We start from the raw sequence: 25,939 nt of genomic DNA, 5'->3' as shown, positions 1-25,939 counted from the left end.
CCCACTGCTCTTGTTTTTACTGATCTGGATCGTGGTAAAGCCTGAGCCGTCATGAAAAGGTGATCAACCTTCGGCCTGATAATAACGAGTAAGCAAGGAGCATGAATAACGATGGACACCACGACGTTGATATTGCCTGAGGGCATTGCGCTGACGCTTCGCCAGCCAGTCCAACACACAAAACATCCGGTCATCATTCTATGTCATGGTTTTTGTGGTATTAGAGAGATTTTACTGCCTGATTTTGCCGACGCCTTTACCCGCGCTGGTTTTGCTACTATTACCTTCGATTATCGTGGTTTTGGTGACAGCGAGGGTGAGCGCGGAAGACTGGTGCCCGCGCAGCAAATTGCCGATATTCTGTCGGTTGTGAACTGGGCAAAACAGCAACCCGCGCTGGATGAAACAAGAATAGGCCTATGGGGAACTTCGTTTGGTGGATGCCATGTTTTTGGTGCAGCGGCTGATAATGCCGACATTAAATGTATCGTCAGCCAGCTTGCTTTTGCTGATGGCGAAGCCATTGTGACAGGGCAAATGGATGCGGCAGAAAAAGCGGCTTTTTCGGCAACGCTGGAGAAGATGGCAGAGAAACGCACCAGCAGCGGCAAAGAGATGTTTGTCGCGATTACTCGCGTGTTAAACGATGTGGAATCTAAAACGTTCTTTGAAGAAAATCGACAGCACTATCCAAAAATGGATATTAAGATTCCTTTTCTAACCGTCCGGGAAACACTGCTATATAAACCCGCACTCATTGCGGCAAAGGTTCAGTGTCCGACGCTGGTCGTTATTGCCGGTAAAGATTCGGTCAATCCTCCAGAACAGGGACGGGCCTTATTCGAGGCGATAGCCGCAACGGACAAAAAACTTTATGAAGTGACTGACGCACGCCATTACGATATTTACACTGGTGACTTTTTTAGGCAGGTGGTGCAGGTACAGACCGAATGGTTTGCTGAACATCTCTAACCAGAACCTGACATCGACTCAGGCGAGTTGATCCCGGCTCGCCTCATTTTTCCGTTAACCCTTCCAGTTGCACCCAGCGCCGTCCTGCCAGTACCGTGATGGCAATAATGGTGATGCCAGCAGCCAGATGCATCGAAAAATCGATCAGGTGCAGATGGGTATCATGGCACAGCGACAGCAGCATCGAAGAACTGAATGCGCTGCCGCAACCGGCCAGCGCCAGACTTTTCGCGGGATGCAAAGAACGAGTGCGCTGTAAGGCAAACACCGATAACAGCATCATCGGCAGACTGGCAGAGAGCATAAACAGATAGCAGTGTATTCCCTCACCCAGGCGACCTGCGCCCGCTGGCGGCACTGAAGCGGAGAGATTGAACAGATTAAGGGTCAGCCACAGGCCGGCAAGCAGCAATAACCCATACAGGCTGACCGGTTTTCTTCCCGCAATACTCAGGGTAAAGGCCGCAGCAACGCTGCTGCCAGCAATGACTAACGCAAGCAGCAGGGCGCTCAGGGCGACACCCGCTCCAGGCTGCGACCAGTCGGTCAGCCGGGTATGAAACGCCCAGCTACTGAGCGCGCCGCAGGGCAGGGCCGCGGCAATCCAGCCGGCAACGCGCCAGGGTGTTGGCCAGACGCGCTGCACCGGCTGAACGGATTCGGTCAGCCGATCAATCAACGGGTCATGATTTCTCATGATTGTTTCCAAATTTTCGTAGGTTAAGCATTGCGCGATGCAGCAGCGATTTCACCGCCGACACCGACTGATTTGTTTCTGCCGCTGCCTGGGCCAGACTCTGCTCACGCAGATGAACCGATTCGACAATTTCACGCTGGCGCAGCGGCAGATTGCCTAAGTAGCCGGTGAGTTCATCTGCTTCAGTGGCGACCTCTGCACTCTCAGCTGGCTGATGATTGAGCGCATCCTCATCCTGCACTTCCTGCCGACGTCCCCGCTGACGCAGAGCATCTATCGCTCTGGCGGAGGTAATCGCGGCAACCCAGGGCAGGATTGGACGCTGCGGGTCGTAAGTATGCCGTACCCGATGAATCGCCAGCAAAGTCTCCTGGATCACATCCTCGACCAGCGCAGCATCACTGATTTTTTTGCACGCTAAAGCCCGAATGGCCGGAACCATCGCTTTCAGCAACAGGTTATAGGCGTGTTTATCGCCTTCCTGCGCGCGGGCCATCAGGTGGGGCCATAGCCGCGCGCGGTTATCAGTCTCTGGCATTCATCATCAGGTTAACCGCCTGGCACGCTGTTACGGTGTTGATTCATTATGGGGTTCACGTTTTCTTGCCGTTCTCCATTGCCTGATCCAGGGCTGAAATAACGATACGCGGCGTCAGGACCTGCGGTAATACCACCGGTTTACCGCCATTAGCAGGATAGACCACATAGAGCGGCAGTCCGCCGCGGCCAAAATCACTAAGTGCCTGTTCCACATCCGGATTGTATTTGGTTGAGTCCGCCACCATGTAAATGGTGCTGGTGCGCGCCATCGCCGCTTTGACCGCCTGCGTTGACAATGAGGTGCGATCGTTAACCTGACAGGTAATACACCATGAGGCGGTAAAGTTCACCAGAATCGGCTTGCCCTGGCCTTTAATCGCATCCACATTCTGTGGTGACCAGGCAACCGCGGCGGCGGCCTGCGAAGCCTCTTCACTTTGCGGTGCTGCGGCAAAGCTGTTCAGATTCAGTAACGGCGGAACCACTAACGCCACGAAAAAGGCGGTGGCGAGGTGCAGCGCCCAATGACGCTGACCCATCATACGGCGTTTCTGCGCCATGCCATACAGCCAGGCCGCGAAACTGAGTAACAGGCAGCAGATCAGAATAGCGGCCAGCGCTGCCGAACCCGCCTGACGTTCCAGCACCCAGATCAACCAGCCCACTGCGCCGAGCATCGGGAAGGCCAGACCCTGTTTAAGCGTGATCATCCAGGCTCCGGGTGCCGGTAAAATACGCGCCAGCAGCGGGAAAAAGGAGATCAGAGTAAAGGGCGCAGCAAAACCCAGCGCCAGTGAGATAAAAATCACCAGGCTGACAATCGGCGGCTGAGTCAGCGCATAGCCAACGGCGCTGGCCATAAAGGGCGCACTGCACGGCGTGGCGACAATAATCGCCAGCGCACCGGTCAGTGCCGATCCCAGCAGACCCCCACGGTCACTGCCTACGCCGCCAACCCGTTGCACTGACAGTCCCACTTCAAACAGCCCGAGCAGATTCAGTGCAGAACCGAGCATCACCAGAATCAGCAGTGCGATCACCACCGGTGACTGCAACTGGAATCCCCAACCGACTGAAGCACCCCCGGCACGCGCCAGCAGCAGCACCGCACTCAGTGCGACCATCGTCACCACCACACCGAGCAGAAAGGCCAGACCTTCACTGCGCGCATGGGCGGGCTGGTCGTGATGGCGAATCAGGCTCAGCGCTTTCAGTGAGATCACCGGAAAGACGCAGGGCATTAAGTTGAGAATAATGCCGCCCAGAAAGGCGGCTGCAATGGCTGTCAGCATGATGAACCTACTCGGAAAGTGAGATTAAGCCGGATTGGCCTGACGATATTTTTTAACCGCATCCATCGCTTTCTGGATATGGGCATCAGGATTTTTGTCGGTGTAGCTGAGCAGAATTTTGCCATCTGGCGCAATAACGTAAGAGGTACGGTCAGAGAGTTTCTGGCCTTTCATCTCCATGGTGCTCTTATATTCGGCCGCCACTTTTGCGCCAGGATCGGCCGCAACGGTGAATTTATCCCGGCATTCCAGCTGCGAAAATTTTGCAATCTGATCGGTGTTGCCCGCGGTCACGCCAATCACGGTCGCGCCCTGTTTTTTAAACTCATCAGTTGCTTCGGCAAAGTCGTGAGCTTCCAGCGTACAGCCGGCGCTAAACGCGGCGGGAAAAAAGTAAAGCACCACGGGACCTTTCTGCAACGCCTGTTGCAACGAGAAGGTGGTCGCTTTACCTGCCAGCGCGGCTTCCAACTTAAAGTCAGGCGCTTTTTCACCGACCTGCAGGGCAGCCAGGGCGGAACTGACCGGGACGCTGAGCGCCAACAGGGTGGCAATAGCCAGGGTTTTCAGGGTGTTTTTCATCGGCATAGCTCTCTCTCTGTTTACAGGCAGGCGGTGTCGCCTGATGACCTTATTAACAGGTTCGCTGGCCGGCTGAAAAAGTTGCGGGTGAGTTTCATTATTTTTTTATTTTTAACCAGGCCGGAAATCAAACTGCCTGAACAGGCTGAGTGGATATAAACCATCCTGAAAGATCCGGTTGCCAGCCGATTACAGGCTGAATCGTGTAATGCTTTTACAGTTTTCTTCACGTAAATGGCTGCAATTACTATTTATGCTCTCATTTCTATGTGACTGAGCACGCATTAACGCATCAATCTGATGAGATTTTTTCAGCAGGTGAGGCTTGTCACGTTTCTGTAAACGCGCAGCCCGTAGATTCCCTTAAATCATGAAAAAACGATTCAGCAAAAGGGATAAATAATGAAGATAAAACTGGCGTTAACGGTACTGGCTCTCCTGGTTTCGGGTTCTGCAACCGCAAAAACCTGGGTGCTGACGAGTGCTGAACAGGGCATGGATAAAGGCAACTGGCAAATTTCCAGCAGTGAGCTGAAACTGTCAGGTAAGCCGTTCAGCATTGAACAGCAGGTGTTGCACGGCGGTAAGCAGGAAGGCAGTAAAATTCTGGTTATCAAAAGTCAGGATGGCCTGACAATTACGCTGAGCCCAACCCGTGGCATGAATTTATTGCGTGTTGAAGGATTTGGCAGCCGTATGGGCTGGGATTCGCCAGTAAAAGAGGTGGTTAACCCGGCATTTATTAATCTGGAGAGCCGCAACGGACTGGGCTGGCTGGAAGGTTTCAATGAGATGATGGTGCGCTGTGGCTATGAATGGACCGGCCATCCGGTGACCGCCGACGGTAAAATTTATACTCTACACGGTAAAGCCGGCAATACCCCGGTTTCTCAGCTGGAAGTGGAAGTGGATGACGCTGCACCGCATGAGATTCGCATCCGCGGTTTAATCAAAGAGAGCACCTTTAAAAAAGCGGATTTGCAGACCCTGACTGAACTGCGCTACGTGCCTGGCAGCAATAGTTTCAGTCTGCACGATGTGTTAACCAACCATGCAGATTATCCGCACGATTATCAGATCATTTATCACAGCAACTTTGGTACGCCGATTCTGGAAGAGGGTGCGCGCTTTATTGCCCCGATGTCAGGCATCAGCCCGTTTAATGACTATGCCAAAGCTGGCCTGAAAACCTGGCAAACCTATCAGGGGCCAACCAAAGATTTCGACGAAATGGTGTTTAACGTCAAACCGCTTGCTGATGATCAGTATCAGTCAGTCGCGGCAGTGGTGAATAAAGCCGGTAACCTTGGTGCCTCGATCCAGTTCGACACCCGTCAGTTACCGGTACTGTCGCTGTGGAAAAATACCGATACCCTGAAACAGGGCTATGTGACCGGAATTGAACCCGGCACCAGTTATGCTTATCCGGTCACCATTGAACGTGAGCAAAAGCGCGTTAAGCAGCTGCAGCCCGGTGCCAGTACGGCCTTTGATCTGACTTACACCTTGCTGCACAGCAGCGAGCAGGTAAATGCGGTTGAGCAGCGGATTAAGTCTATCCAGGGCGAAACAAAAATTGATGAAAACGCGACGCCAATAGCGAAAGAGTAACGGGTACGATAACAGTCCCGTTAACCTAAGCAACGGTTGCGGGATTTTTTTCTGCTGATAATCTGCGGTATTTATCAGCCAGTGCGGGCTGCCGCGCGGAGCAGAGAATGACAGGTTTTATTACCCCATTTCGAGGACGCAATGATTTCAAAAGAGAATGCTGAGCACTATCAATGGGGAGATGCCTGCGACGGATGGTATCTGCTAAAGCGTCAGGATATGCTGATCATCCATGAAAAAATGCCGCCCGACACCCAGGAAAAACGCCACTTTCATTCGATGTCACGCCAGTTTTTCTTTGTGCTCGACGGCGTGCTGACCATGGATCTCAATGGCGAGAAGCATCAGATTGCTGCGAGGCAGGGTATTGAAATTCCTCCTGAAGCTAAGCATCAGGCGCGAAACGACTCCGATAGTGCAGTCGAGTTTATCGTTATCTCTCATCCAACGACGCGCGGTGACCGTTCTGACGTCGTCGAGCTGTAAAGAAACGGGCAGCGGAGATTGACGCCATGAGGCTGGCAATCTGTGAGAAGAGATAAATTTAACATAAGAGTTCGCCACGGACCGCGCACACGCCATCTGGTGTATGCTGCGTCAGTTAAAAAGGATGAAAAACATGACTGATACGAACGGATCTTACTGGAACCGCATGGTTCCCGAGCTGACCGTGACGGACTTTCCCGCCTCCCTGAACTTCTATACCCATGTGCTTGGCTTCAACATTATGATCAGGCGCACGGAGCCGGAGTTTGCTTATATCAGCCTCGGTGAGGCGCAATTGATGCTTGAGCAGTATCATCCGGACGGATGGAACATGGCAGAACTCACCAGACCGTTGGGGCGTGGCGTTAATTTCCAGATAGAAGTGGACGACATTGAACAGATATTTGCCCGCGTAAGGTCGTATGGCGTAACGCTGTATCGGGATCTCCGCGATAATCACTACAGTATCGGAGAAACGACCGTCTGCCAGCGAGAGTTTCTCGTGCAGGATCCGGATGGCTACCTTCTGCGTTTTAGCCAGTATATTGAGTAGCGTGCTCGCGGGTAGTCCCGGAACCCTTCCAGATGCTGTAATTTAACATAACATAGATTAAGCGCACTCATTAATCTCTTTCTTATTATTCCATCTTTCTGTCCCAATGCCAGAATACGCTGATTTGCGGCGAGACCTTTTATCGCTATCGCTGTATAATTCGTTGCATATCGAAAATGCGGGGACATTATGATCAAGCGCGTTTTGCAGTTACTGATTGCAGGTTCACTGATACTTCTTCCGCTCACCTCCCAGGCATCACGCCAGATAACCGATCAGATTGGCCGTCAGGTCACGATCCCTGATTATGTTGATCGTGTTGTGGTACTCCAGCATCAGACGCTGAACCTGCTGGTGCAGATGAATGCGACCGACAAAATTGTCGGCGTGATGGCAAACTGGAAGCAGCAGCTGGGCGACGGCTATGCCCGGCTGGCTCCGACGCTGAACCAGAAAGCAGCGTTGGGCGATCTGACGCATGTCGATCCCGAAAAACTGGTGGCGCTGCATCCACAGGTGGTGTTCGTCACTAACTACGCCCCACAGGAGATGATCGAAAGCATTAGCGCGCTGGGGATTCCGGTGGTGGCTATCTCGCTGCGTCATGACGACGTGGGCGAAAAAGCAACAATGAACCCGACAATGGCGGATGAAGAACAGGCTTACAACACTGGATTGCGCGAAGGAATCACCCTTATCGGTGATATTGTGAATAAGCCTGCTGAGGCAAAAGCGCTGATTGATGCAACCGATCGGGGCCGTCAGGTTGTCACTGAGCGGCTCAAGGCGATCCCGGCAGATAAACGCGTTCGCGCATACATGGCAAACCCGCAACTGACCACCTACGGTTCCGGTAAATATACAGGCCTGATGATGGCGCATGCAGGCGCAGTTAACGTGGCGGCGGCGACCGTGAAGGGATTTAAATCGGTGTCGATGGAACAGGTTATTGCATGGGATCCTGAGGTAATTTTTGTGCAGGATCGTTATCCCTCCGTGGTCGATGAAATCAACCGTTCGCCGCAGTGGCAGACTATCGATGCGGTCAAAAACCATCGTGTCTATCTGATGCCGGATTATGCCAAAGCCTGGGGTTACCCAATGCCGGAAGCAATGGGCATCGGCGAACTGTGGATGGCAAAAAAACTCTATCCGGAGAAGTTTCGGGACATAGACATGCGCAAGCGAGCTAACGACTGGTATCAGCGTTTCTATCGCACTTCGTGGCAGGGAAGTGACTGATGCGCGTGCTGGCGGCTGGCAGTCTGAAGCGCGTCTGGCCCGCGCTGATGGCGCACTTTCCGCAACCCGCTGATACTCTGTTCGGTCCCGCCGGGTTATTACGTGAGTGCATTGAAGCCGGTGAACCCTGCGATCTGTTTGCATCAGCCAACAGGGCTCATCCCGAGACATTGCTGCATCGGGGACGAGCGCTATCGGTCATCCCGTTTGCCAGCAATATGCTCTGTCTGACCATTCGCAGCGATGTGCTGCACCCGGGAGATGACTGGCACACCCTGCTCACTCGTGGAGATCTCCGGATAGCCACTTCAACGCCGGGCGCCGATCCTTCAGGTGACTACACACAGCGACTGTTCACTCAGATGGGTGACGCCGGGGAAGCGGTTCGCCAGCGGGCGATGGCACTGGTTGGCGGGCGTGATACTCCGCCGGTTCCGCACGGCAGGCTGGCGGCAGAATGGCTCATTCTGGAGGGTAAGGCGGATCTGTTTATTGGCTATTCCAGCTATCGGACTGCTCTGGGCCAGATTGCCGGACTAAGGGTGATTGATATCCCGGTTGTCTTCAACCCGCAAGCGGAATATGTTTGCGCAGTCATCACGCCTCAGGCAGAGCCGCTGGCGGCATTTTTAGCTTCGCCACTGGCACAATCCGTACTACGGGATGCCGGTTTTGGCTGTTAACCCCAGGGTCTCGCGCTCTGCCGCTGCATAAACATCCCGTCAGCGTAACGGCTAACGAGGTAATAATGGTTAAGCGTAGCGAAATCGACTTTCAGGGTATGGCTGATATGCCCAGCTTGTTCCCGGACTTTATCGCCCTCCCCGGTCAGCAGATAAGCAATCGCGAAGGCAAAGTCAAAAACGGCACCCAGATCCTGCCCGCTGACCAGGTTGCCATCTTTTACCACTGGCGCATCGACATAACGGCCATCGGTGACGCCCTGGTACGAAGTGCCGGAGCTGACATAGTAGCGGCCTTTAAGCAGCCCTCTGGTGCCAGCACGCGTGCTGCCGCGGAGCAGATTGGTTAAATCAGACGACCTTCCTGATCGTGACGGCGAATAAACGCGAGCACCGCCTCATTTGCCGCGAGATTTTTACTGCCATCCGGCCCGCCAGGAATAATCACCGCATCAAACAGCGTCTCCCGATTGTGCGCCAGCAGATCATCCGCCAGCACCTTCAGGTTGTGATAGCGGGTGACATCTCGGGTGGAGTGGCAGGCAAGCGTCATGACGCGAACCCCCAGCCGTGAAAGAATGTCCAGTGTGACGATGGCCTCGGCTTCTTCAAAGCCAGGCGCAAGCAAAAGAGCAACGTTCTTATCCTTGAAATTATCCGTTTGCTGTAGATGAAATGTGTTTCGGTAGAGGGGAGACTGAGTATCATCAGTCCTGATCTGGCCGGGCAGTGGTTTTTTACTGACCCTTTTCAAATCAGAGCCTCAGCCTGAGAGTTACGTCAGGGGAATAATGGCTTCATCCCCTGCCCGTCGTTAAAACTCTTCCGGCTCGCCGGGCAGCGGCTCAGTCAGTTCCTGCCCTTTTATGCCGGCATAGGTAATCACCAGTTCAGCCGGCTGGTCGAGGGTATAGCCCCGGTGCGCGCTGTTAACCGTCTCATTCAACGCTTGTCCGGCATGAAAAGTTTGCTGTTCGCCGCTCTGTTTATCTTCAACAATCAGAGTGCCGGAAAGAACAAACGCCGCATTAGGCATCGGGTGAGTATGCCAGGGTAATGAGGTATTGGCCGGCAGTGAGAGTCGCATGACGGTAAGCTCAGGCTGACCGGCCGGATAGCGTTCAATCCTGTCGCCGTTCCAGGCCTGACTACTGCGCATCACTTCGACTGCGGTGATCTCTGAAGTGCTGCTGGTATCCTTTTTTGACATGGTTAATCCCGGTATTTATTCAGTGAAATGCAGGCGTCTGGCACCTGCTTTGCGCTCTAAGCATAGAATAAAAACGGTGATCCGCTTATCCATTCTATTCAGGCTGGTCACCGAATATCAGCGTCGATCGCAAGGGCTTTTTATTGCGGTAGTTGAACCTTGACACTGTGCGCGCAATAAATAACCCGCCTGAATCGGCTAATTTATGCGCGATATCATCGCTTGTGGTTATAAGTTATATCCCTCAGCCAGTACGCAACCTGGCAATTCTGTATTATCTTTGATGCCAACTACTACCTGAGGGATTTCTGATAATGAAAGGTCTGTTCACGGCGTTACTTGCCAGTTCTGTTTTATTATTATCCGCCTGCTCAAAAGATGACGACAACAAAGTTAAAGTGGCGATTAATACCGGGCCGGATGAAGCCATCTGGCAGGTGGTAAAACAGGTCGCAAAAGATAAGTATCAGCTGGATGTGGAAGTGCTTAACTTCAACGATTATGTTTTACCCAATGAAGCGCTGAATAATAAAGAAGTGGATGCTAACGCCTTCCAGAGTCTGCCTTACCTTGAAGATCAATCTAAAGAACGCGGTTACAAATTTGCCGTGGTCGGTAAGACCTTTGTCTTCCCGATTGCAGCTTACTCGCACAAAATCAAAAACATTAACGAACTGCAGGATGGTGCCACCATCACTATTTCTAACGAAGCAACGACACTGGGGCGCAGCCTGTTATTGCTGCAGGCTCAGGGCCTGATTAAGCTTAAAGAGGGTGTTGGTTATTTACCGACTTCGCTCGATATTGTTGAGAATCCAAAACATCTGAAGCTGGTTGAAGTTGATACGCCACAATTGACCCGCACGCTGGATGATCCTAACGTTACCCTGTCGATCATTAATACCAACTTTTCCGCTCAGGCTGGATTATCAGCGCACCGCGATGGATTATTCATGGAGAGCGCCGCCTCACCTTATGTCAACGCACTGGTTTCACGCGAAGATAATAAAGATAGCGATAAAATTCAGAAGCTGAAGTCAGCGCTGCAGTCACCTGAAGTGGCCGCGAAAGCTGAGGAAGTGTATAAAGGCGATGCCATTAAAGGCTGGTAATCAGCATCAGATTAAGATCGGAAAGGCCGCAGTGATGCGGCCTTTTTTGTATCCTGTGTCAGTTAAAAACACACTGTTTTTCTCTGACACGCTCCCGTCGGTAAAACCCGTCAGGCTGCTGCACCTTTTGGCTGAGCGGATACATGGCCTGCCCACAAACTGGCAACCCACTTCACGCCTTTTGCAGTGAAACGTGCCTGGGAAAAGGCATGCTGATTTTCGCCCACGCCAGAGTGCAGCGTGAAATAACCGGCCTGCAGATGATAATGCTGCGGCGTCAGCGTTCCTTTGGCACGATACATGATATTCCGTTCCAGCAGGAACTGGCGAAATTCAGGTTCTTTCACCTTCAGCATCTTGCACAGCTGGCGAAAACCCAGCGAATCCTCGACTTCAACAAAGTTATCGAAAAAGGCCGCCTTGGGGGCGGAGAGCGCCAGCTGCTGTTCAGCAGCCTGACGCTGCTCGAACTGCTCAGCCCAGGCGCGAGCGGCTTCGGCCGGATTGGTAAAATCAGGCAGGTGAGTGGTTCTTTCGCGATCCTGCCAGCGGTCCAGCACTTCAGCGGTAAAACCGGGCGATAAACGTGCTACGGCCAGCAGTGAATCACGTTTATTCAGCCGGTACTCCTGACGCACTTCCCCTTCCCGCTCATAGTCATTAACAATGATCGGCTGCGACAGGCGCTGGGCGGTCTCCAGGCTTTTAATTAACCGCTTAACTTCTCCATGCGTAATGCCGGTCATCTGCGCCAGTTCACGGCTGCTCATTGTGACCGATTGTTCCAGTGATTTGAGGCTTTCAGTCGAAATCATCATGGGTTCACCCCTCACTAACTCTACCAATACCCAGCGGGCAGTAGATTTATTATACAAATACCTGTTCAAATATCCAGTATTTTATTTAACCGATTGTATAAACGGAATCGATGACTCAAACGGTCAAGTGAGTGGCATGCCGGAGAAGTCTGAGCGCACAGCTATCTGAAGAATGGCAGATCGCACTTACGGTAAGTTTATCAGCCAGCAAAGAGAGTCAGGGACAGGCTCGGTAACGGAAAAGAATCCATAATTTCACCCTTAAGCTCTGTTAAATAAAGCAAGATCGCTAAAGACGGACGGGGTCTGTTTACATTACAGTATCCTCTTAGCGATCGAATCCGCTTCGACGCGGCTCAGCGCCCCGACTATGGGGCATCAGGACAACCCGATTTTTCCGCAGCTGGGTGCCTGATCGTGCCAACCTGCGGGCCATCAGAGGCTCGCCGACAGGGTGGAAAGCATAGCTTTCCGCGCTAAAACTATTAATCCGGAGGCGCAGGAGGTTGACCTGGCCCGTTTGCCTCCGGATGTCATCTTAACTGGAGTAAGTCATGCAGCCGTTGAAAGTCGCCTTTATCAAAGCTAACTGGCATAGCGAAATTGTTTCCCAGGCCCTGTCCGGATTCGAGCAGGAACTGGAGAGTCGCGGGACGCCGTATGAGATCAAAACATGGGATGTCCCCGGTGCTTTTGAAATGCCGCTGCTGGCGCAACGACTTGCTCAGACCGGAAAATTCGATGCCGTAGTCTGTGCCGCACTGGTGGTTGATGGCGGTATTTATCGCCACGACTTCGTTGCTCAGGCAGTAGTAAGCGGTCTGATGCAGGCTCAGCTGGCCACCAATGTGCCGATTTTCTCTGTGTCGCTAACGCCGCACAATTTCCAGCCAGCGCCGGAATTTATCGATTTCTACACTGAACACTTTGTGAAGAAAGGCAAAGAAGCGGCGCGTGCAGTCAGCCAGATTCATGCAATCGAACTCTGACTGACTGGTCCAGGCTGCGCTCAGCCTGAATGAAAGCTCGGGAGATAAGGATGGAAAATTCACGTCCGCCTTTGCCGCCGTTTAGCGTGGCGCAACAGGCGATTGAAAAAGTGCGTCTGGCAGAAGATGCCTGGAACAGTCGTGATGCTGAACGGGTTTCACTGGCTTATACCGCTGACAGCAAATGGCGTAATCGCGATTTTTTCATTACTGGCCGTTCGGAGATTATCACTTTTCTGCAGCAGAAGTGGCTATGCGAGCAGCAATACCGTTTGATTAAAGAGTTGTGGAGTTTTGATGGCAACCGGATAGCAGTGCGGTTTGCCTATGAATGGCATGACACCCATCACCAGTGGTTTCGCTCCTATGGCAATGAGAACTGGGCATTCGACGACAACGGTTTGATGATGCAGCGCTATGCCAGCATCAACGATCTGGCGATTACTGAGGATCAACGGCTGTTTCACTGGCCTCAGGGTCGTCGTCCTGATGACCATCCTTCGCTCAGCGATCTTGGACTGTAAATAGCCTGAAAGCTGATTCACGCAGCGGAAAACCAGTTTTTCCGCTGCGATCCCGATTCTCTGTTAACCCTGCTCGTCGGGATGTTCTACAAAACTCGCTTTATTGCGCGTGACGGTATAGGCCACTTTTTTGACGTCATCAGGTGACGTTGTCACTTCTATCGGAGCAATAGTGACCCGCCCAAGTCCGAACAGAGTGGGAACATAACCTCCCACCTGATGTTTTCCTGCCGGTACATGCAGCAGCTTGCTCTGACCGTCAGGCAATTCACCCGCGTCTTTGCCATCAACGGTTAAAAAGACATTAGAGCCATCGTCTGCGCGGGTCTTGATGTGTGAGACATCAATCTGCGTAGGGCCAGCAGCAAAATCGGTAGCAGCATCAGTGGCGCCATGTCTGGCACAACCGGTCAACACAACGGCAGCCGTCGCAACGGCAAGTGTAAAACGATAACGCATTTGGCAGTCTTTCTCCTGATTATTTGAACCCACTATCTTAGCGTTTTAGCCGCGGGATGAAAGAGAAAGAGAGGTCAGCATGCTCTTAAAATGTGGGTTTTTCGCTATTTACATAAGCTGTTTTAGTCTGAGAAAACTTTACTGAATAAATACACAGTCTTTTCACCCGCGGATACCTGACCCTTTAACCACCTGAACAGCCTCAGAATAACCCGTTTTTCAGGGCGAATAAGCGCAGCGTCAGGCACGTAGCAGGCTGTTTTTTCTCAGTTCTCCCCCCTATCAATTTACCCTTATGAGGTTCATAGTGGTCATTCATCCCCGGTCAAATCCGGCGGCCTTTCCCTCAGCAGAGGGCACGATATGCATTCTCATACTACTGAAACTGTCTGTGCGATTACGGGCGCCCATCCGGCGAACCTGAAACGCTGGATGAAACAGGGCTTATTAGCGCCGCCGCACCCGCTGAATCGCTGGAGTGACGCGCAGTTAAACGAAGTGCGCAGTCTGGTCGCGTTAACCGCAACAGGCGCCACACTACAGGAAATTAAACAGGGTCAGGATAGCGCGTCAGCGATCATGACGTCGGGCTGGGCTGCGCGTAAAGGCGATATGCTGTGGCAGCTCGAATTTGGCACACCGCTGTCGCTATCGCGTCAGATGCATCAGATGTCCAGCGACTACAGCGGTGATGATTTTATCTATAACCTGTTACGTCCACTTAGCGACTGGCTGCGCGCCGACCGTCGGCAAGGCGCGGGACGCCGTCTGGATCGATTTCAGCAAACGGTACAGCATCAGGCGGATAAAGCCATACGCGCCTCATCGCGCAGTGAGGAGTCCATTCCGCTGTTTCTGGAGGCGGTGAGCGTTCGCGATGAAACCGAAATCTGGATTGAAGCGATCCGGCTTTCCGCGATGGGCTTCGACGTCGACATTGCCTCGCATGTTACCGGCCAGCCCGCGATGAAAACCGATCTGCATCAGCATCACATCATGTGGTGTGGCGCTGGCATCAGCCAGACTATGCAGGACTATTTTGAACAGCAGCGCCAGGCGGGCAATCCGGTCATGCTGAGCGGGCCGGACCGTAATCTGCACTATATGATGCAGGCGGAAACCTCTTCTGCTGCCTGACTGCAGGCAGCCTTCTCCTTTCTCTTCTCCTCCTTCTCTTTCCCAGCTTCTGGCACATATTTTTTTCGGTTAAGAATCTCTTAAGATGTCTGCGTATACTGACGCAACCACACAGACTCATTGACGAGACGATTATGAACAAAACCTTGCTTGCCCTTAGCTTCTCCCTGTTACCTTTCACGTTTACTGCGGCTCAAGCCGACAGCCACCTCACCGGTTGTGCCGCGAAGAAGCAGGAGATCGAAACTCAGCTCTCTTATGCTCGTCAGCATAACAATGCGCACCAGATTGCCGGTCTTGAGAAAGCGCTGAGTGAAGTGAAGGCGAACTGTACTGACAGTGGACTGTTGCAGCAACGGCAGGAAAAAGTGGCAGAGAAAAAGGCTAAAGTTCAGGAGCGCGAACAGGAACTGGCAAAAGCGCAGGCGGAAGGCCGTAGCGCCAGTAAAATCGAAAAGCGTCAGCAGAAACTGGCAGAAGCACGTCAGGAACTGCAGGAAGCTGAACAGGCACTGCAGCAGTAATTTTATCGGGCCAGCTGCACGGCTGGCTCGCGATATCTCCCCCTTTCATTTCTCCGTTATTTTCCCCGGACCGCTCGGTAAGCGCTAATTACCTGATAATGCTTCGCTATCCTGACCTGACCCATTACTTAATGTAATCCTTTGATTACTTATTCTCATGCACTTAATTGGTGCAGCAAAGTCAATATCGACTGGATCAATTATTTAACTTTTTGAAGGCCTTCAAAGATCTGAAAAATGGTGATATTTGATGGTTTATGCAGCCACTATGCGCTTACCGCGCATGATTATTCGCCTATGGCGCTGCTGGTTTTCGGATAATTATTCACTGATTTTGCCCCAAAATGGCGCAACTGCCTCCCTGTACGGTGGTGGCTCCACATCTTATTTGTTTCAGGGGTGTTAGATTATGTCGGCGCGCTACAACGCGCTCTACTTTCCCGGCTCCACACAATAAATAACTTCATTAAGAAAGGTTTTTTATGGATAAGTTATCTTATGCGTCTGAAAGCAGTACATCTGCCTGGTCCACCTACTTACAACAAATCGACCGGGTTGCGCCCTATTTAGGCGATCTTTCACGTTGGATAGATACTTTGCGTCATCCAAAACGTGCATTGATTGTCGATATCCCACTGCAAATGGACGATGGCTCAATCCGCCATTTCGAAGGCTATCGCGTTCAGCACAACCTTTCACGCGGCCCGGGCAAAGGCGGCATTCGCTACCATCCGGATGTTGATCTCAATGAGGTGATGGCGCTCTCCGCCTGGATGACCATCAAATGTGCGGCGGTGAATTTACCTTACGGTGGTGCCAAGGGCGGCATTCGCGTTGATCCTTTCAAACTGTCCGACGGTGAACTTGAGCGACTGACCCGCCGTTACACCAGCGAGATCGGCATTATCATCGGGCCACAAAAAGATATTCCTGCGCCAGATGTGGGCACTAACAGTAAAGTGATGGCGTGGATGATGGATACCTACTCCATGAACCACGGCACAACAATTACCGGCGTTGTCACCGGCAAGCCGATTCATCTCGGCGGTTCACTGGGGCGCGAAAAAGCCACCGGTCGCGGAGTGTTCATCACCGGCCGTGAAGTGGCGCGTCGTGCCGGTATTGATATTGAAGGCGCTCGCGTTGCGGTGCAGGGCTTCGGTAACGTCGGCAGCGAAGCCGCTCGTCTGTTTGATGAGGCTGGCGCACGGATTGTGCTGATTCAGGATCACACCGCCACGCTGCTCAACAACGATGGCATCGACATGGCAGCCCTGACGGAATGGCAGATTGCTCACAAGCAGATTGCTGGCTTCCCCGGCGCGCAGGCGATTGAGAAAGAGGCCTTCTGGACCACGGAAATGGACATTCTGATCCCGGCGGCGCTGGAAGGTCAGATTACCCGTGAACGAGCGGAAGTCCTGAGCTGCAAAATCGTGCTGGAAGGCGCAAACGGTCCCACCTATCCCGACGCTGACGACATGCTGGCAACGCGCGGCATCATTGTGGTGCCGGATGTAGTCTGCAACGCCGGTGGCGTAACGGTCAGCTACTTCGAGTGGGTACAGGACATGGCGAGCTTCTTCTGGAGTGAGGATGAAATCAACCGTCGTTCTGATAAGATCATGACCGATGCGATGGTCCATGTCTGGGAGAAAGCCAGAGAGAAAGATTGTTCACTGCGCACTGCAGCTTATATTGTGGCCTGTGAGCGTATCCTGATGGCGCGTAAAGATCGCGGTATCTATCCGGGCTAATCTGTCGGGCGCTGCTCCCAGGCAGCGCCCTGTTCACGCCTGTTTCATCAGCACCTGAAACTGGGGATTAAACTCATCAAAGATCGGTAAGGCGGCGGCGCCCAGCGCAGCGGTATCGCTACCGGTCATGCCGGTTTTCAGGCGCATCCCATTCAGATAGCGTCCTCGCACCGACTGATAAAGCGGTGGCAAACGCTGCACAATCTGCTCCAGTAATGGCGCTGGCATCATCCCCCCAATAATCACCGCCTCAGCATCAAAAACCGACTCCAGAATATTAATTGCCTGCCGCAGCGGGACCAGCACGCTGTCGATCCACGCAGCAAAACATGCGGGTTCAATCTGCAACAGATCCTCCGGTAGTGCGCGCATCGGGTCCAGTCCGCAAAATTCGTAGGCGGCCTGTAGCGAGACGTAACGTTCAAGGCAGCCCTGATTGCCGCAGTAGCAGTCGCGCCCACCGGGTTCGACCACAATGTGCCCTATTTCGCCGGCATTGTGGGCGTGTCCGGTATAGATATGACCATCGGTGAAAATTCCCGCGCCCAGACCGGTACCGATATAGAGATAGATAAAGGAGCTGAGCTGGCGAGCCACACCGTGAAAGCGCTCACCGATGGCAGCTACCGTGGCATCGTTCTCCAGCGTAACCGGCAATCCGCTGAGGGTGCTGAGTTCGGCTTCAATATCAATTTGCTCCCAGCCGTTCAGGGTAGTCGGTCCCACTGAAGAAATGCCTTCAACGCCAAACGGCCCCGGCATCACCACACCAATGCCCAGCACCTTTTGCCACTGTGCGCCGAGAAAGGTGCGCATCTCATCCAGCACGGCAGCAATGCGCGCCAGTGTGGCAGCGGGCTGGGGCTTTTGCACCATAATGAGGCGGCGCAGGTGCACTTCGCCGCTGAGATCGACCAGCACCAGCAGCAGCGTCTGATGATCGAGATGTATGCCAATCGACCAGGCGCTGGTGGGATTCAGCGTCACCGGAATCGAGGGCTGTCCGCGTCCGCTGCGGCGTGGCTGGCGGCTGGTCAGCAGTTCCGCCTGCTCCAGTTCCGCCACAATGTTAGAGACCGTCTGCGGCGTCAGCGCCGTCATGCGGGCCAGTTCTGCGCGCGTCAGTTCGCCATGCAGACGAATGGCTTCAATCACCACGCGTCGATTGTGCGCCCGCGCATGTTCAAGGTTAGTGCCCGAGGTTTTCATGTTGTTTTCCATTACAGCGGGAGCGACAGTATTAGTCCCTGTGGCAGCGCGGGCAAATAATATCTTTGATCCTGCACACAAATCCGGGCGAACAGGATAGGCAGTTTTAGCGTAAAAGCGCAGTCTGAGTTTCAGCGTTGTTACGGCATTGTTTCATCCGCTGCGATTTTTGTGGCACGCCGTTTGCTTATACCTTTCCTGATCAGTGCATTTACTGCACCAGATTACGCCTCAGATTAAATCAATCAAATTGATTTAATTAATCGACATCCTGTTGCTGCAAAGTGGAGAAAATCATGTCACAGCGTTTTAATCCTCAACTCAAAGCGGGCGTTGCCGCCCTGCTGATGCTCAGCGCTGGCAGTGCAGTTGCGGCCAGCCAGATCAATGCCCTGTTTATGACGCAGGCGGCCTACAGCGAAAATGATATTCGCGCCATGACGCAAAATTTCCAAAAGCAGCATCCGGACGTCAGCGTCAATCTGGAGTTCGTGCCGTATGAAGCGTTGCATGACAAAATTGTTGCAGCGCGCGGTGCCGGTGGCAACGGCTATGACGTGGTGCTGTTTGATGCCATCTGGCCCGCTGAGTTTACCCGTTTCGATCTGCTGCAGGATGTCAGCGCCCGTATTACCCCGGAAGAAAAGGACAAAGTGTTTCCAGGCGCGATGAACACCGTGATCTATAAGGGCAAAACCCTGGGGATGCCGTGGATTCTTGATACCAAATATCTCTACTACAACAAGGCGATGCTGAGCAAAGCGGGCATCACCACCCCGCCACAAACCTGGCAGCAGGTGCTGGACGACGCAAAAATCATCAAGCAGAAAAAAATCGTCAACTATCCGCTGGTCTGGAGCTGGTCGCAGGCTGAAGCGCTGTTGTGTGATTACACCACGCTGGTGTCGGGCTTTGGCGGCCAGTTCTATCAAAATGGCAAGCTCAACTTCTCCAGCCCGGCGTCGCTTAAAGCGTTAAAGCTGATGAAAAGCTCGCTTGATGACGGGCTGAGTAATCCTGCCTCACGCGAATATCTGGAGGAAGATGTCCGTAAATCCTTCTCCAACGGCGATGCGGCGTTCGCGCTGAACTGGACCTACATGTACAACATGGCGAACGATCCGAAGCAGAGTAAAGTGGCGGGCGATGTCGGCATCATGCCCGCGCCGGGTGATGCACCGGGTCAGGCTGGCGGCGTCAACGGCTCAATGGGGCTGGGTATCGCCAAAGGCAGCACCCATCCGGAGCAGGCGTGGCAGTACATTCAATATATGACTTCACAGCCGGTACAGAACCAATATGCCCGACTCAGCCTGCCGATCTGGAAATCCTCTTATCAGGACCCGGCGGTGCAAAAGGATCAGGAGAGTCTGATCGCTGCGGCTGACAAGTCACTAAACGTGATGCTGTCACGTCCGGAAACGGCTGACTACTCCCGCCTGTCGAACCAGCTTCAGCAGCAGTTGCAGCAGGTGTTACTGGGTAAAACCACCGCTCAGGATGCGATGGCGGCGGTGGATAAAAGCGCTGCGCGCCTTCGTTAAGGAGTCATGATGCTGAGTTTGCGTCAACGCGAACAGCGTCAGGCATGGGTGCTGCTGGCGCCCATGCTGCTGGTGATGCTGCTGCTTACCGCCTGGCCTTTACTGCGTACCATCTGGCTCAGTTTCACCGATGCTGCGCTGATTGGCAGCGGTGACACGCCAGGCTGGATCGGACTGGAAAATTACGCCTATGCGCTAAGCGATCCCGATTTTCGGGCATCAATTGGCCGTACGCTCTACTTCACCCTGGTTTCTGTCACCGTTGAGGGGATTATTGGCGTGCTGGTGGCGCTGCTGCTTAACCAGAAATTTGCCGGTCGCAACATCCTGCGGGTACTGGTGATTCTGCCGTGGGCGCTGCCAACCATCGTCAACGCTATGATGTGGCGGCTAAACTTTAACCCGGACTACGGCAGCATCAATGCTCTGCTCACTCAGCTCGGGATCATTGACGGTTACCGCAGCTGGCTGGGCTCACCGGATGCCGCGCTCAATGCGGTGATGTTCGCGGATATCTGGAAAAACTATCCACTGGTGACGTTACTGGTGCTGGCTGCATTGCAATCGATCCCTGAGGATCTGTTTGAAGCGGCCAGACTGGATGGCGCTTCCGCCTGGCGACGCTTTCGGGCTATCACTTTCCCGGCGATTGTCGCCCCGCTTGGCGTCGCGCTGGTCCTGCGCACCATTGATGCCTTTAAGATCTTCGACATTATCTACGTGATGACGCGTGGCGGACCGGTAGACAGCACTAAGACCCTGAGCTTTTTCGTCTATCAGGAATCTTTCAGCTATCTGCGAGCCGGCAGCGGCGCGGCCTATGCCATGCTGATGACCCTGATGTGCGCCCTGCTAATCACCCTCTATCTGCTGATGTTATGGCGTCAGCGCCGCCGGAGTTCTGCTTATGAAAACTAAACTGCGGCGGGTGTTGCGCTATGCTGCGGCGCTGCTGGTAGCGATCAGCATACTGGCCCCAATGGGCTGGCTGTTCCTGATGAGCGTCAGTTCGGCCAGCGATCTGTCGCGCGTACCGCTGGAGTGGCTGCCACGGCAGTGGGATTTCAGCCGCTATCATGGATTAGTTTCGCTGGCCCCTGACCAGCCGGGCAACATCTTTCTGCACGCGCTGGGCAACAGTCTGCTGGTCGCCAGTGTGGCGACGGCCATCTCGCTGCTGCTGGCGATTCCGGCAGCCTTCAGCTTCTCACGTTACGCAGGTCGCGACGGCTGGCTGTTTGGCGCACTGGCGATTTACATGGTGCCACCGGTCGCGTTTGTGCTGCCGCTCTACTTCCTGCTCCAGCAATTGAATCTGCTGAATACCCGGCCAGGGCTGGTGATTGTCTACTGCTCGCTGATCCTGCCGTTCCTGACCTGGATGCTGAAGAATCAGTTTGATTCGCTGCCGCGTGATATTGAACAGGCAGCGCGCCTTGATGGCCTGCGCTTCTGGCAGGTGCTGTTGCGCATTACCCTGCCGCTGGCAAAGCCGGTGCTGGGCGCGGCTGCTCTGTTTGGCTGGCTGCTGGCGTGGGATGAATTTTTCTATGCGCTGCTGTTTACCAGCAATATTTCGGCCCAGACGCTGCCGGTCGCCATTGCTGGCTTTACCGCCGGACGGGCAACGGATGACGGGCTGATTGCCGCTATCGGCATTCTGGCCTCGGTGCCGCCACTGTTTATTGCCATCTGGCTGCAGAAGACGCTGGTCAGCGGTCTGGCCAGCGGCGGAAGTAAGGGATAACGATGCTAAACACGACTTCATCCACGCTTTACGTGGTGGGCAATATTAATGTGGATTTGATCATGGGCACGCTGAGCGACTGGCCACAGCGTGGTACCGAAGTGATGCTGCAACACAGTGAGCTGCGTCCCGGTGGTTCCGCCGGTAACTGTGCGCTGGCGCTGGAAGCGATGCAGGTGCCGCACCGCGCTATCGCCAACCAGGGCAATGACGGTTTCAGTCAGTGGCTCGCGGGTCACTTCCCGCACAGCGCGGCGCATTGGCCGCGCTACGCCTGCGAAACCTCGCTGACGGTGGGCGTGACCCATCCTGACAACGAACGGTCATTTATCAGCAATTTTGGTCATATTACGCAAATGACGGCCGATGATGTGCTGAGTCAACTGCCCGCGCAGGCCACGCCGGGCGATATTGTGCTGCTGTGCGGAACTTTCCTCTGTCTGGAACTCTATCAGGCCTATCCGGCGCTGCTGGCGGCGTTACAACAACGGGGATTTATGGTGGCGGTCGATACCGGCTGGCCGCCTGCGGGCTGGAGCGACGATCTTCGCCATCAGATTTACCCCTGGTTAGCGGATTGTGACTGGCTGTTACTGAACGAGGTTGAAACGCGCGGCCTGGCCAACGACACCTCACTGGAACAGAGCGCGGCGCAACTGGCGACCCGGCTTAGCGGACGCGGTGGTTGTGTAGTAAAAAGTGGCGCAGACGGTGCGCGGCTATGGTCTGCCACCGGGACGCTGCACGTGGCGGCGCAACCGGTAACGGTGGTCGATACCATCGGTGCCGGAGACAGCTTCAACGCCGGTTTTCTGGCGGCGCTACTCTACCGTCACGCTGCGCATACGGCGCTGCGCTGGGGAATCGAGGTGGCTTCACAGGCGATCAGCAGTTCCCCACGCCGCTATCCCGGCTGGCAACAACTCCAACTTTCAAACGAGGTGCGCTAATTATGGCCAGTGTTGAACTTGTACAGGTGGCTAAGCGCTACGGTAAACAAAGTGTGCTGCACCCGCTGGACTTAACCATTCCCGATGGCAGTTTTACCGTGCTGGTCGGTCCTTCTGGCTGCGGTAAATCGACGCTGTTGCGCTTACTGGCGGGTCTGGATAGCGTTTCTGATGGTGCGATCATGCTCGATAAAAAACGCATCAACGATCTCGATCCCGCCGATCGCGATATCGCCATGGTGTTTCAGAGTTATGCACTCTATCCGCACCTGACGGTCGCTGAGAACCTGGCGTTTCATATGCAGGTCAAAAAGGTGGCGCGCGACGAACAGAAGAGCAAAATCGCTCGTATCGCAGGGATCCTCGGCATCGGTCAGCTGTTGCAGCGGTATCCGCGGGCATTATCGGGCGGCCAGCGGCAACGCGTGGCGATGGGACGTGCAATGGTGCGCAACCCGCAGGTATTCCTGTTCGATGAACCGCTCTCCAATCTTGATGCGCAGCTACGCATGGAGCTGCGTGCCGAGATCAAATCGCTGCATCAGCGCTTTAAAACCACCATGGTCTATGTGACGCACGATCAGGTCGAGGCGATGACGCTGGCGGATCAGATTGTGGTAATGAAAGATGGCGTTATCGTGCAGCAGGGCGCACCGCTGTCGATCTATGATCGTCCGGTGAATACCTTTGTGGCGCGGTTTATCGGTTCGCCGCCGATGAATCTGCTGGATGCCCAGTTCCAGTCGCGTGATGGCGAGCCGGGTGTGCTCTGTGGTCAACAGTGGCTGCCGCTACCGCCACGCTGGCACCGTGCGGCGCATGAGCAGGCGGACCAGCCGGTGACGCTGGGCGTCCGGCCTCATGACCTGGTCAGCGTGCCTGGTGGACAACCGGCCGATGTCGGTATCGTCGAAATTACCGGTGAATCGACGCTGTTACATCTGAACTGGCAGGGTTTCGCTCTGCATATGCAGTTGAGCGGGCGTAGTGACGCAACGCCGGGTGGTACGCTGCCGGTGTCTGTTAATCCCGACAAGATGCACCTGTTCGATGCGCACAGCGGTGAGCGCCTGACCGAACAGTAATCAATAAAAAACCCGCCATCGGCGGGTTTTTCTCTTATCAGACACCCAGGCTGATTAAGCCAGGTGGAACTGCTCGACCGTTTGCGCCAGCTGCTGCGCCTGGTCTTCCAGCGAACTGGCCGCAGCCGACATCTGCTGGACCAGCGCGGCGTTCTGCTGGGTGGTGCCATCCATTTCGTTTACTGCAATGGTCACCTGAGTAATGCCACGCGCCTGCTCATCTGAGGCGGAAACAATCTCACCAATAATGCCCTGCACCGAACTGACCGCCTGCGTCATCTCCTGCATGGTCTTACCGGCATCATTCACCAGTCTGACTCCGCTTTCGACCCGCACGCTTGACTCTTCGATCAGCGCGGCGATCTCTTTCACCGCACTGGCGCTGCGCTGCGCCAGGTTACGCACCTCAGATGCCACCACTGCAAAGCCGCGCCCCTGCTCACCGGCGCGCGCTGCTTCTACGGCGGCATTGAGCGCCAGAATGTTTGTCTGGAAGGCGATGCTGTTGATCATGGTAGTGATGTCGCCGATCTTCTTCGAACTGTCATCGATCTGTGCCATCGTCTGTACCACCTGGCCCACCAGCGTGGCACCGCGACTGGCGATATGGGTGGCATTTTCCGTCAGGCTGGTCGCCTGCTGGGCATTATCGGCGTTGAGGCGGATAGTGGCGCTGATCTGCTCCATACTGGCTGCGGTCTGTTCCAGTGCGGCTGCCTGCTGCTCGGTACGGGATGCCAGGTTGAGGTTGCCACTGGCAATCTCACCCGCGCCCTGACGCACCGATTCACTGGCATCTTTAATCTGGCCGACAATCCCCCGTAGCTGGCTTTGCATCGTCTGTAATGCGAAGAACAGGCTGCTGCGATCGTCGGTTTTGACGGCAATCGCATTGTCGAGTTTGCCATCTGCCACGGCCAGCGCAATTTTGGCCGCTTCGGCCGGCTCGCCACCAATCGGACGTAACACTTTACGGCTGAACAACATGCCCAGCACCGCCCCGACCAGCAGGATGCTGACCACCATCAGGCCAATGGCCCAGCTCAGCTGACGGTTAGCGGCGGCCATCACCTGACTCACGGGCGCCACCACCCCGAGATACCAGGGTTTATCGCTGTCGCCAATCACTACCGGTTGCCAGGTCACTAATGCTTCTTCGCCCAGCACCGCATCATAATGCTGCACCACCTGTGAACTGAAATGATCGGTTTCCCCTTTCCACGGCTTGCCCGCTTGCTCTTTAACCGGCGAAGAGACGACCTTTCCGCCATTTGAGAGCAGTAGTGCATAGCCGCTGCCCTGCCAGGGCTTGATCTGATTAACTTTCTGTTGCAGCGAAGCCAGCGAAATATCGGAGGTCACGATGGCCTTTAAGGTGCCCTTATCGACGATTGCCGCCGCCACCGATGTCAGTAAGGTGGGCACGCCGTTATAGGCGTAGCTGTAAGGCTCGATCAGGGTATCTTTTTTTGATTGCTGCGGTATCTGGTAGTAGTCACCCTGGCCCGGTGTGAGGATGGAGAGCAGCGGATGCATGGCATAATTGCCGGCCTGATCGCGATCCACAAACCAGGCATAGCGACCTTGTGGTGCCTGTCCCGGCTGGTTAACAAATTCGGCATCGCGACCGTTGAAGGCGTTCGGTTCAAAGATTACTGACATCGACAGATAATCAGGATTGGCGCGCAGTGAATATTCCATGATCTTATCGACCACTTTACGATCCGTAATGCCTGTCTGCGGTAAGGCGATCAGGCTTTGTCCCAGATGACTGGCCGCATCGCGTGCATGACTCAGTTCCTGTTGCACCTGTAAACCGCGGCTTTGCGCGATCTGCTGCAGATACTTCTCCGCCAGCGCCTTCTGCTCTTTACCGGACTGCCAGTTCAGTACACCGATCGTCACGCTAAATCCCAGCATAATGGTCAGGCCGCCGGTAATGAGCATCTGCGCCCGGGTACTCATCTTCTTTTTATCGTTCAACTGACTGGCCATATTGGTTCTCCTGGAATTTATCTTTTTGCGACCTCCTTGTGGTTTACGTCCGTCTGCGATCATCTATCGGCGCCGTTTTTTTGAACTTTAATGGCGGCTTCGGGAACGTCAGGCGGGTCGAACCTGGAGAAGTTGATCTTCAGGTGATTATGGCTTCAGCAATGAATCCGCTTTTTTTGATCTGCAGCAATATCGGCCGATGCAACTACTGTCAGTTTATG

General features: G+C 54.1%; 26 protein-coding genes and 1 pseudogene. 17 read left to right on the top strand and 10 right to left on the bottom strand.

What is annotated here, in order from left to right:
• Positions 1-111: 111 nt before the first annotated feature.
• Positions 112-972 carry a UilS family quorum-quenching N-acyl-homoserine lactonase gene (gene uilS / locus ACLIBF_RS21755; RefSeq protein ID WP_448310623.1) on the top strand — a complete coding sequence of 287 codons (861 nt, stop codon included), beginning with the start codon at positions 112-114 and terminating at the stop codon, positions 970-972.
• A gap of 43 nt (positions 973-1,015) precedes the next feature.
• Here the strand turns inward: uilS and ACLIBF_RS21750 are convergent, their stop codons facing one another.
• From ACLIBF_RS21750 to ACLIBF_RS21735, 4 genes are read right to left on the bottom strand one after another with little or no spacing between them, the layout of a single operon-like run.
• Positions 1,016-1,669, bottom strand: a complete 654-nt coding sequence (locus tag ACLIBF_RS21750; protein ID WP_448310622.1) for a DUF1109 domain-containing protein — start codon at positions 1,667-1,669, stop codon at positions 1,016-1,018.
• The gene (locus tag ACLIBF_RS21745; protein WP_448310621.1) at positions 1,656-2,207 is read right to left on the bottom strand and encodes a sigma-70 family RNA polymerase sigma factor; all 552 of its coding nucleotides are present in this window, start codon (positions 2,205-2,207) and stop codon (positions 1,656-1,658) included. The genes ACLIBF_RS21750 and ACLIBF_RS21745 overlap by 14 nt, the downstream gene beginning before the upstream one ends.
• Positions 2,208-2,262: 55 nt before the next feature.
• Positions 2,263-3,501 carry a protein-disulfide reductase DsbD family protein gene (locus tag ACLIBF_RS21740; protein WP_448310620.1) on the bottom strand — a complete coding sequence of 413 codons (1,239 nt, stop codon included), beginning with the start codon at positions 3,499-3,501 and terminating at the stop codon, positions 2,263-2,265.
• Positions 3,502-3,525: 24 nt separating this feature from the next.
• A complete protein-coding gene (locus ACLIBF_RS21735) occupies positions 3,526-4,089 on the bottom strand; it encodes a peroxiredoxin (RefSeq protein ID WP_448310619.1) in 564 nt (187 codons plus the stop codon).
• A gap of 396 nt (positions 4,090-4,485) precedes the next feature.
• Here ACLIBF_RS21735 and ACLIBF_RS21730 point away from each other — a divergent pair, with 396 nt between their 5' ends.
• From ACLIBF_RS21730 to ACLIBF_RS21710, 5 genes are all read left to right on the top strand, one after another.
• On the top strand, positions 4,486-5,694 hold the full coding sequence (locus tag ACLIBF_RS21730) for an aldose 1-epimerase family protein (protein WP_448310618.1): 1,209 nt from the start codon (positions 4,486-4,488) through the stop codon (positions 5,692-5,694).
• Between the two features lie 141 nt (positions 5,695-5,835).
• The gene (locus ACLIBF_RS21725; RefSeq protein WP_448310617.1) at positions 5,836-6,180 is read left to right on the top strand and encodes a cupin domain-containing protein; all 345 of its coding nucleotides are present in this window, start codon (positions 5,836-5,838) and stop codon (positions 6,178-6,180) included.
• A 133-nt stretch (positions 6,181-6,313) separates the two neighbouring features.
• Positions 6,314-6,733, top strand: a complete 420-nt coding sequence (locus ACLIBF_RS21720; RefSeq protein WP_448310616.1) for a bleomycin resistance protein — start codon at positions 6,314-6,316, stop codon at positions 6,731-6,733.
• A 189-nt stretch (positions 6,734-6,922) separates the two neighbouring features.
• The gene (locus ACLIBF_RS21715; RefSeq protein ID WP_448310615.1) at positions 6,923-7,975 is read left to right on the top strand and encodes an ABC transporter substrate-binding protein; all 1,053 of its coding nucleotides are present in this window, start codon (positions 6,923-6,925) and stop codon (positions 7,973-7,975) included.
• Positions 7,975-8,658, top strand: coding sequence for a substrate-binding domain-containing protein (locus tag ACLIBF_RS21710; RefSeq protein WP_448310614.1), 684 nt, complete (start codon positions 7,975-7,977; stop codon positions 8,656-8,658). Before ACLIBF_RS21715 ends, ACLIBF_RS21710 begins: the two co-directional genes overlap by 1 nt.
• Here ACLIBF_RS21710 and ACLIBF_RS21705 read toward each other — a convergent pair.
• Both ACLIBF_RS21705 and ACLIBF_RS21700 read right to left on the bottom strand, forming a co-directional pair.
• Positions 8,655-9,286, bottom strand: a pseudogene (locus tag ACLIBF_RS21705) (DJ-1/PfpI family protein). The gene ACLIBF_RS21710 and the pseudogene ACLIBF_RS21705 sit on opposite strands and share 4 nt — an antisense overlap.
• A gap of 186 nt (positions 9,287-9,472) precedes the next feature.
• A complete protein-coding gene (locus ACLIBF_RS21700; protein WP_448310613.1) occupies positions 9,473-9,868 on the bottom strand; it encodes a cupin domain-containing protein in 396 nt (131 codons plus the stop codon).
• Between the two features lie 314 nt (positions 9,869-10,182).
• Here ACLIBF_RS21700 and ACLIBF_RS21695 point away from each other — a divergent pair, with 314 nt between their 5' ends.
• Positions 10,183-10,980, top strand: coding sequence for a MetQ/NlpA family ABC transporter substrate-binding protein (locus ACLIBF_RS21695; RefSeq protein ID WP_233988742.1), 798 nt, complete (start codon positions 10,183-10,185; stop codon positions 10,978-10,980).
• Positions 10,981-11,090: 110 nt separating this feature from the next.
• Here the strand turns inward: ACLIBF_RS21695 and ACLIBF_RS21690 are convergent, their stop codons facing one another.
• Positions 11,091-11,798, bottom strand: coding sequence for a phage antirepressor KilAC domain-containing protein (locus ACLIBF_RS21690; RefSeq protein ID WP_448310612.1), 708 nt, complete (start codon positions 11,796-11,798; stop codon positions 11,091-11,093).
• Positions 11,799-12,352: 554 nt separating this feature from the next.
• Here ACLIBF_RS21690 and ACLIBF_RS21685 point away from each other — a divergent pair.
• Together ACLIBF_RS21685 and ACLIBF_RS21680 are read left to right on the top strand one after the other, a co-directional pair.
• Positions 12,353-12,787 carry a 6,7-dimethyl-8-ribityllumazine synthase gene (locus ACLIBF_RS21685; protein WP_233988744.1) on the top strand — a complete coding sequence of 145 codons (435 nt, stop codon included), beginning with the start codon at positions 12,353-12,355 and terminating at the stop codon, positions 12,785-12,787.
• 50 nt (positions 12,788-12,837) lie between these two features.
• Positions 12,838-13,311 (top strand): nuclear transport factor 2 family protein, encoded by a 474-nt coding sequence (locus ACLIBF_RS21680; protein ID WP_448310611.1) that lies wholly within the window; start codon positions 12,838-12,840, stop codon positions 13,309-13,311.
• Between the two features lie 63 nt (positions 13,312-13,374).
• On the opposite strand, the gene ACLIBF_RS21675 is transcribed toward ACLIBF_RS21680, so the two are convergent.
• Positions 13,375-13,770: a hypothetical protein gene (locus ACLIBF_RS21675; RefSeq protein ID WP_448310610.1), complete on the bottom strand. Its 396-nt coding sequence runs from the start codon at positions 13,768-13,770 to the stop codon at positions 13,375-13,377.
• A 363-nt stretch (positions 13,771-14,133) separates the two neighbouring features.
• Here ACLIBF_RS21675 and ACLIBF_RS21670 point away from each other — a divergent pair, with 363 nt between their 5' ends.
• The 3 genes from ACLIBF_RS21670 (at position 14,134) to ACLIBF_RS21660 (ending at position 17,188) form a co-directional block, all read left to right on the top strand.
• The gene (locus ACLIBF_RS21670) at positions 14,134-14,907 is read left to right on the top strand and encodes a MerR family transcriptional regulator (protein ID WP_448310609.1); all 774 of its coding nucleotides are present in this window, start codon (positions 14,134-14,136) and stop codon (positions 14,905-14,907) included.
• Between the two features lie 134 nt (positions 14,908-15,041).
• Entirely contained in the window at positions 15,042-15,431 is a 390-nt protein-coding gene (locus ACLIBF_RS21665) for a DUF1090 domain-containing protein (RefSeq protein WP_448310608.1), read from the top strand.
• A 482-nt stretch (positions 15,432-15,913) separates the two neighbouring features.
• The gene (locus tag ACLIBF_RS21660; protein ID WP_448310607.1) at positions 15,914-17,188 is read left to right on the top strand and encodes a Glu/Leu/Phe/Val family dehydrogenase; all 1,275 of its coding nucleotides are present in this window, start codon (positions 15,914-15,916) and stop codon (positions 17,186-17,188) included.
• 33 nt (positions 17,189-17,221) lie between these two features.
• Here ACLIBF_RS21660 and ACLIBF_RS21655 read toward each other — a convergent pair whose 3' ends face one another.
• A complete protein-coding gene (locus ACLIBF_RS21655; RefSeq protein WP_448310606.1) occupies positions 17,222-18,397 on the bottom strand; it encodes an ROK family transcriptional regulator in 1,176 nt (391 codons plus the stop codon).
• 296 nt (positions 18,398-18,693) lie between these two features.
• On the opposite strand from ACLIBF_RS21655, the gene ACLIBF_RS21650 reads away from it, so the two are divergent.
• From ACLIBF_RS21650 to ACLIBF_RS21630, 5 genes are read left to right on the top strand one after another with little or no spacing between them, the layout of a single operon-like run.
• A complete protein-coding gene (locus ACLIBF_RS21650; protein ID WP_448310605.1) occupies positions 18,694-19,941 on the top strand; it encodes an extracellular solute-binding protein in 1,248 nt (415 codons plus the stop codon).
• 9 nt (positions 19,942-19,950) lie between these two features.
• Positions 19,951-20,859, top strand: a complete 909-nt coding sequence (locus ACLIBF_RS21645) for a carbohydrate ABC transporter permease (RefSeq protein ID WP_448310604.1) — start codon at positions 19,951-19,953, stop codon at positions 20,857-20,859.
• Positions 20,849-21,688: a carbohydrate ABC transporter permease gene (locus tag ACLIBF_RS21640; RefSeq protein ID WP_448310603.1), complete on the top strand. Its 840-nt coding sequence runs from the start codon at positions 20,849-20,851 to the stop codon at positions 21,686-21,688. The genes ACLIBF_RS21645 and ACLIBF_RS21640 overlap by 11 nt, the downstream gene beginning before the upstream one ends.
• Before the next feature lie 2 nt (positions 21,689-21,690).
• Entirely contained in the window at positions 21,691-22,638 is a 948-nt protein-coding gene (locus ACLIBF_RS21635; protein ID WP_448310602.1) for a carbohydrate kinase family protein, read from the top strand.
• A 2-nt stretch (positions 22,639-22,640) separates the two neighbouring features.
• The gene (locus ACLIBF_RS21630; protein ID WP_448310601.1) at positions 22,641-23,723 is read left to right on the top strand and encodes an ABC transporter ATP-binding protein; all 1,083 of its coding nucleotides are present in this window, start codon (positions 22,641-22,643) and stop codon (positions 23,721-23,723) included.
• 54 nt (positions 23,724-23,777) lie between these two features.
• Here the strand turns inward: ACLIBF_RS21630 and ACLIBF_RS21625 are convergent, their stop codons facing one another.
• Positions 23,778-25,718, bottom strand: coding sequence for a methyl-accepting chemotaxis protein (locus ACLIBF_RS21625; RefSeq protein WP_448310600.1), 1,941 nt, complete (start codon positions 25,716-25,718; stop codon positions 23,778-23,780).
• Between the last annotated feature and the right edge of the window lie 221 nt (positions 25,719-25,939).

It is taken from the genome of Pantoea sp. PGP6 (assembly GCF_053474785.1).
This window is presented reverse-complemented; position numbering and strand designations above follow the sequence as displayed.

Bases quoted from the DNA above. Each gene is read 5' to 3' on its own strand.
- uilS (WP_448310623.1), top strand. From the start codon at position 112: ATGGACACCACGACGTTGATATTGCCTGAGGGCATTGCGCTGACGCTT.
- ACLIBF_RS21750 (WP_448310622.1), bottom strand. From the start codon at position 1,669: ATGAGAAATCATGACCCGTTGATTGATCGGCTGACCGAATCCGTTCAG.
- ACLIBF_RS21745 (WP_448310621.1), bottom strand. From the start codon at position 2,207: ATGCCAGAGACTGATAACCGCGCGCGGCTATGGCCCCACCTGATGGCC.
- ACLIBF_RS21740 (WP_448310620.1), bottom strand. From the start codon at position 3,501: ATGCTGACAGCCATTGCAGCCGCCTTTCTGGGCGGCATTATTCTCAAC.
- ACLIBF_RS21735 (WP_448310619.1), bottom strand. From the start codon at position 4,089: ATGCCGATGAAAAACACCCTGAAAACCCTGGCTATTGCCACCCTGTTG.
- ACLIBF_RS21730 (WP_448310618.1), top strand. From the start codon at position 4,486: ATGAAGATAAAACTGGCGTTAACGGTACTGGCTCTCCTGGTTTCGGGT.
- ACLIBF_RS21725 (WP_448310617.1), top strand. From the start codon at position 5,836: ATGATTTCAAAAGAGAATGCTGAGCACTATCAATGGGGAGATGCCTGC.
- ACLIBF_RS21720 (WP_448310616.1), top strand. From the start codon at position 6,314: ATGACTGATACGAACGGATCTTACTGGAACCGCATGGTTCCCGAGCTG.
- ACLIBF_RS21715 (WP_448310615.1), top strand. From the start codon at position 6,923: ATGATCAAGCGCGTTTTGCAGTTACTGATTGCAGGTTCACTGATACTT.
- ACLIBF_RS21710 (WP_448310614.1), top strand. From the start codon at position 7,975: ATGCGCGTGCTGGCGGCTGGCAGTCTGAAGCGCGTCTGGCCCGCGCTG.
- ACLIBF_RS21700 (WP_448310613.1), bottom strand. From the start codon at position 9,868: ATGTCAAAAAAGGATACCAGCAGCACTTCAGAGATCACCGCAGTCGAA.
- ACLIBF_RS21695 (WP_233988742.1), top strand. From the start codon at position 10,183: ATGAAAGGTCTGTTCACGGCGTTACTTGCCAGTTCTGTTTTATTATTA.
- ACLIBF_RS21690 (WP_448310612.1), bottom strand. From the start codon at position 11,798: ATGATGATTTCGACTGAAAGCCTCAAATCACTGGAACAATCGGTCACA.
- ACLIBF_RS21685 (WP_233988744.1), top strand. From the start codon at position 12,353: ATGCAGCCGTTGAAAGTCGCCTTTATCAAAGCTAACTGGCATAGCGAA.
- ACLIBF_RS21680 (WP_448310611.1), top strand. From the start codon at position 12,838: ATGGAAAATTCACGTCCGCCTTTGCCGCCGTTTAGCGTGGCGCAACAG.
- ACLIBF_RS21675 (WP_448310610.1), bottom strand. From the start codon at position 13,770: ATGCGTTATCGTTTTACACTTGCCGTTGCGACGGCTGCCGTTGTGTTG.
- ACLIBF_RS21670 (WP_448310609.1), top strand. From the start codon at position 14,134: ATGCATTCTCATACTACTGAAACTGTCTGTGCGATTACGGGCGCCCAT.
- ACLIBF_RS21665 (WP_448310608.1), top strand. From the start codon at position 15,042: ATGAACAAAACCTTGCTTGCCCTTAGCTTCTCCCTGTTACCTTTCACG.
- ACLIBF_RS21660 (WP_448310607.1), top strand. From the start codon at position 15,914: ATGGATAAGTTATCTTATGCGTCTGAAAGCAGTACATCTGCCTGGTCC.
- ACLIBF_RS21655 (WP_448310606.1), bottom strand. From the start codon at position 18,397: ATGAAAACCTCGGGCACTAACCTTGAACATGCGCGGGCGCACAATCGA.
- ACLIBF_RS21650 (WP_448310605.1), top strand. From the start codon at position 18,694: ATGTCACAGCGTTTTAATCCTCAACTCAAAGCGGGCGTTGCCGCCCTG.
- ACLIBF_RS21645 (WP_448310604.1), top strand. From the start codon at position 19,951: ATGCTGAGTTTGCGTCAACGCGAACAGCGTCAGGCATGGGTGCTGCTG.
- ACLIBF_RS21640 (WP_448310603.1), top strand. From the start codon at position 20,849: ATGAAAACTAAACTGCGGCGGGTGTTGCGCTATGCTGCGGCGCTGCTG.
- ACLIBF_RS21635 (WP_448310602.1), top strand. From the start codon at position 21,691: ATGCTAAACACGACTTCATCCACGCTTTACGTGGTGGGCAATATTAAT.
- ACLIBF_RS21630 (WP_448310601.1), top strand. From the start codon at position 22,641: ATGGCCAGTGTTGAACTTGTACAGGTGGCTAAGCGCTACGGTAAACAA.
- ACLIBF_RS21625 (WP_448310600.1), bottom strand. From the start codon at position 25,718: ATGGCCAGTCAGTTGAACGATAAAAAGAAGATGAGTACCCGGGCGCAG.